1 protein-coding gene is annotated in these 228 nt (G+C 53.5%); it reads right to left on the bottom strand.

Going from position 1 to position 228, the window contains the following annotated elements:
- Positions 1-228 (bottom strand): IS3 family transposase (locus HJY11_RS13825; RefSeq protein WP_208076483.1); only part of this gene is annotated, 228 nt, incomplete at both ends.

The raw sequence follows: 228 nt of genomic DNA, 5'->3' as shown, positions 1-228 counted from the left end.
CGCTGTAATGGCAGCCCCTGCGCGCCAGGTAGACGGTCATGGTCCGGTATCCTGCCACCCCGTTATGCGCATGGTAAATTTCCCTGATCAGCGCTCTTACTACTTCTTTTTGAGCATGATAAGCTGCCTTCCGGTGTTTCCGGTAGTTATAATAAGCATTCGGGCAGATGTCAAGCCGCCTGAGCAGCCAGCGGACGCCGAATTCCCTGTTATGCTGTGCCATAAATC

The sequence above is a fragment of the Bittarella massiliensis (ex Durand et al. 2017) genome (genome assembly GCF_017566145.1).
GTDB classification, from domain to species: Bacteria; Bacillota; Clostridia; order Oscillospirales; family Ruminococcaceae; genus Bittarella; species Bittarella massiliensis_A.
The sequence above is the reverse complement of the archived record's forward strand: the minus strand, read 5'-3'. Positions and strand labels throughout refer to the sequence as shown.